This window comes from Micromonospora sp. NPDC049799 (genome assembly GCF_040656655.1).
Taxonomy (GTDB): domain Bacteria; phylum Actinomycetota; class Actinomycetes; order Mycobacteriales; family Micromonosporaceae; genus Micromonospora.
In genome coordinates, this window is sequence record NZ_JBFAMU010000456.1 from 1 (window position 1) to 3,997 (window position 3,997).

Genomic DNA, 3,997 nt, shown 5'->3' on the forward strand with positions numbered 1-3,997 from the left:
CTGGCCAGCACGTCGGCGGAGTCGCCGCGCAGCAGCGCGTCCACCAGCAGCGCCTGCAACCGCGCGTCCCAGGAACTGCGGGACTCGGCGGCGCGCGCGTACACCCGGGCGGCGGCGAAGGCGATCTCCCGGGAGAACCGCAGCACCGCCTCGCGCAGGGCGAGTTCCTCGCCGGGCGCGGCCAGCCGCGGGACCTGCTCCTCGACGACGTCGATGGTGACCTTGATCAGCGCGACGGTCTGCTGGAGCGTGATCGACCGGGCGAGGGCCTGCGGCGCGGTCGCGAAGACCTCGTCGGAGACCTCCTGGGTGCTGTCCGCCGTCCCGCCGCCGGAGCGCAGCCACTGCACCAGCGAGCGGGCGCCCGCCTGCGCGACCAGCATGACCCAGGCGCGCTGGTCGGCCGGGAGCGAGCGGAACCAGGGCAGCGACTCGTCCATCCGGGCGACGCTGGCGGTGGCCAGCGCCCCCGCTGCCCGCTCGATCCGGCGCAGCGTGGCCGCCAGTTCGGTACCGCCCGGCTCACTCACCGCCACAGCCTGACACGCCCTGACCTGCGCGTGCACTGCGGACCCCGGCGGGGATCCGCCGACGGAGGTACGCCGCCCGCCTGCCACAATGATCACTCGTGACGGACGCAGACCTGACCTCCCTGGCCCGTGAGATCGACTCCACCTGCCGGCTGACCGGCACGTTCACGCTCCGGTCGGGGCGGGTGGCCGGCGAGTACTTCGACAAGTACCGCTTCGAGGCCGATCCCCGCCTGCTGGACCGGGTCGCCGCGCGGTTGGCGGCCCTCGTCCCGCCGGGCACCGAGGTGCTGGCCGGGCTGGAGATGGGCGGGATCCCGGTGGTCACCGCGCTGGGCCGGCACACCGGCCTGCCCTGCGCCTTCGTCCGCAAGACCGCCAAGGCGTACGGGACGGCGCGGCTCGCCGAGGGTGCCGAGGTGGCCGGCCGGCAGGTGCTGGTCGTGGAGGACGTGGTCACCTCCGGCGGACAGGTCGTCATCTCCACCGGGCAGCTGCGGGAGCTGGGCGCCCGGATCGACCACGCGCTGTGCGTCATCGACCGGTCCGAGGGTGGCACCGAGGCCCTGGCCGCCCACGGCATCCGGCTGACCGCGCTGCTCACCCGCGCGGACCTCGACGCCCAGCAGGGGTGAACCGTCCCGGCCCCGGCGGCCTCCGGCCGTTTTCGGACCCGGGGTAGCGCTGCACGGCTCGTCGGTCCCGGCCAGTACGGTGACAGGGCACGTCGGAGCGACCCCGGCGGGCACGGCGAGCGTGAGGAGAGCGGGGATGGCGCACGGGGAGGCCGAGCACGGCTGCGCCCAGGGCGAGTCCTGCCGGCCGGGCCACCACGACCAGTCCGCGGGTGCCAAGCACCAGCGACGGCTGGCCGGTGGGCACCCGGCCGACCCGGTACTGGGCCGGCTTCCCGAGCGCGCGGACGACGACTGCTGCCCGGTGCCCCGGCCCCGGGCGGGCGAGCCGACCGTGCCCGTCGAGCCCGCCTCCGACCTCCCCAGCTGCATCAGCGAGCTGCCCGGCTGGGCGGGTGCGCACCGGCACGGCCCGGTCCGCCCCCGGCACCGCGCCACCCGCCGGGACCGACCGCCACGCCGCTGGTGCTGAACACGCGGGGCCTGCCGAACGGCTAGCGTGATCGGTGTGAAGGCGATCGCGATCGACGAGTACGGCTCGGCCGGCCTGCTCACCCTGCGGGAGCTGCCCGATCCGCCGGTCGGCCCGGACACCGTCCTGGTGCGGGTACGCGCCGCCGGCGTCAACCCGGTCGACTGGAAGGTCCGGGAGGGCCACCTCGCGGGCGCGTTTCCGTCCCACTTCCCGCTGGTGCCCGGATGGGACGTGGCCGGTGTGGTGGCCGCCGCCGGGCCGGCGGTGACCGGCTTCGCGGTCGGCGACGAGGTCATCGGTTACTGCCGGCGTGACCACATCCAGCACGGCACGTACGCCGAGCTCGTCCCGGCGCCGGAGCGCACGCTCGCGGATAAGCCGGTCCAGGCGTCCTGGGCGGAGGTGGCCGGCCTGCCGCTGGCCGGGCTCACCGCGTACCAGGCGCTCCAACTGGCCCGGACCGGCGGGGGCGACACGGTGCTGGTGCACGGCGCGTCCGGCGGCGTCGGCCACCTCGCCGTCCAGATCGCCCGGGCGCTCGGGGCCGACCGGGTGATCGGCACGGCGAGCCCGTCCCACCACGACTTCGTCCGTTCGCTGGGCGCCGAGCCCGTGACGTACGGGGACGGCCTGGCCGACCGGGTCCGCGCGCTCGCGCCCGACGGGGTGGACGTGGCGCTGGACCTGTTCGGCGGCGAGGCTCTCGACGCGTCGGTGGAGCTGCTCGCCCGGCCGGCCCGGCTGATCTCCACCGCCGACCCGGAGCACGTGGCGCGACTCGGCGGCAGTTACCTGTTCGTCAAGCCGTCCACGGCGGACCTGACCGTCCTCGCCGGACTGGTCGACGCGGGCCGGCTCACCGTCCACGTGGAGCGCACGTTCCCGTTGGCGCAGGCCGCGGACGCGCACCGCCTGGTCGAGGCGGGGCACGTCCGCGGCAAGGTCGTGCTGGAGGTCTGAGCCGTCAGCGGGTGCGCCGGCGGATCAGCAGGGCGATCCCGGCCAGCCCGAAGGTGATCGTCAGCATCACGGCGACGTTGAGCAGCAGCAGGCGTTGCAGCTCACCGAGCGCCTCGTCGATGCCCTTGGCCGGGTCCAGCGAATCCTCTGGGATGACCCGTTCGCCACCGCCGACGCCGCCGCTGACCGTGTCGAACTGCCGCTCCAGCGGCACACCGGCCGTCCGCAACGTCTCGGACATGCTCAGCCGGCCGAGGAACCAGCCGGCGCTGGTCTTGCGGGCGTCCGGCTGCTTCGCCGGCCGGTAGACACGGGGACCGCCGAGGGCCTGCGGGTAGAGGTCGTACGTCTGCTTCGGCTTGTCGCCGGACAGCACGACCACCGTGTACTTAGGACCGAGGTCGGCCGCCTTGGGGCCGGTGGCCCGGCCGATGCGGCCGAGGAAGTTGACCTGGTCGATGACCGCGGCCACGTGTACCGGGTGGGTGTCGGCGCGCAGCCGCAGCGGCACCTGCAGCCCCGTACCGGTGATGTCGACGCCCGCGGGTGCCGGCTTCGGCGCCGCCCGCACCGGGTCGGCCACCCCCAGCCAGAGCAGACCCGCCGCCAGACCACCTGCCAGTACGGCTGCCAGCCGCCTCATCCGTCGGACCATCGCCGCCTCCTCGCCCCGTTCGATGGATGGCTTCGCTGCAGGTCACGCGTTGGTCGGTCGACGGTGGTGACCGGACCAGCAGGCCAGGTGTCCACCACAAAGACTCCGCGGAACGTCGATCGGTTGCAGCTCATGGAACAGTTATTGGAACTATCTGCGATCCGGGCCCGACTAACGAGCAGCAGCCGTTGATCAGCGGGCGGATCGTACCTTTACGGAGGGGTTCATGGGGGGCAGGGTCGCACGCGTGGCTCGTACCTGGCCAGTCGTATTCGGCGTGGCGCTCGGTGTGTCGTTGCTGGTGCCGGCGTCGCCGGCAGCCGCGCACAACTCGCTGACCGGCAGCGACCCGCGCGACGGCGCCCGGCTGGCCTCGGCGCCGGCCCGGATCGAACTCCGGTTCCTCGCCTCGCTCGATCCGGCGTCGACGAAGGTCACGGTAACCGGGCCGGACAACGTGCCCGCGGCCGGTGGCGACGTCCGCTTCGCGGGCAGCCGGGCGACCGTCGCCTTCCGGCCTGGGAAGGCCGGCCTGTACATCGTTGGTTACCAGGTGGCGTCCAACGACGGCCACCCCGTCACCGGCGAGGTCCGGTTCACCCTCACCACCGGTACGCCCGCCGAGTCCGCCACCCCGGGCGGCGCACCATCGTCTCCCGCCGGCGCCGCTCCGGCCGTACCGTCGTCGCCCGTACCGTCGCCGACCGCCAGTGGCCCGCCGGCCGCGAGCCCGACGGCGGCC

At 74.4% G+C, this 3,997-nt stretch carries 5 protein-coding genes and 1 pseudogene; 4 read left to right on the top strand and 2 right to left on the bottom strand.

Annotation, left to right across the window (positions count from 1 at the left end):
• A pseudogene (locus AB0I76_RS24325) lies at positions 1-626 on the bottom strand (PucR family transcriptional regulator); the annotation flags it as partial.
• A gap of 2 nt (positions 627-628) precedes the next feature.
• Between AB0I76_RS24325 and AB0I76_RS24330 the strand changes: the two are divergent.
• From AB0I76_RS24330 to AB0I76_RS24340, 3 genes are all read left to right on the top strand, one after another.
• On the top strand, positions 629-1,165 hold the full coding sequence (locus tag AB0I76_RS24330; protein ID WP_357039680.1) for a phosphoribosyltransferase family protein: 537 nt from the start codon (positions 629-631) through the stop codon (positions 1,163-1,165).
• Between the two features lie 136 nt (positions 1,166-1,301).
• Complete coding sequence (locus tag AB0I76_RS24335; protein WP_357039683.1) at positions 1,302-1,637, top strand: hypothetical protein; 336 nt, start codon at positions 1,302-1,304, stop codon at positions 1,635-1,637.
• Between the two features lie 36 nt (positions 1,638-1,673).
• Complete coding sequence (locus tag AB0I76_RS24340) at positions 1,674-2,600, top strand: NADP-dependent oxidoreductase (RefSeq protein WP_357039686.1); 927 nt, start codon at positions 1,674-1,676, stop codon at positions 2,598-2,600.
• Positions 2,601-2,604: 4 nt separating this feature from the next.
• On the opposite strand, the gene AB0I76_RS24345 is transcribed toward AB0I76_RS24340, so the two are convergent.
• Positions 2,605-3,255, bottom strand: a complete 651-nt coding sequence (locus AB0I76_RS24345; RefSeq protein ID WP_357039689.1) for a hypothetical protein — start codon at positions 3,253-3,255, stop codon at positions 2,605-2,607.
• 247 nt (positions 3,256-3,502) lie between these two features.
• Here AB0I76_RS24345 and AB0I76_RS24350 point away from each other — a divergent pair.
• Positions 3,503-3,997: copper resistance protein CopC (locus AB0I76_RS24350; RefSeq protein WP_357039693.1), on the top strand; the 495-nt coding region annotated here is incomplete at its 3' end.

Coding starts and splice junctions, on each gene's coding strand:
- AB0I76_RS24335 (WP_357039683.1), top strand. CDS start 1,302: ATGGCGCACGGGGAGGCCGAGCACGGCTGCGCCCAGGGCGAGTCCTGC.
- AB0I76_RS24345 (WP_357039689.1), bottom strand. CDS start 3,255: ATGGTCCGACGGATGAGGCGGCTGGCAGCCGTACTGGCAGGTGGTCTG.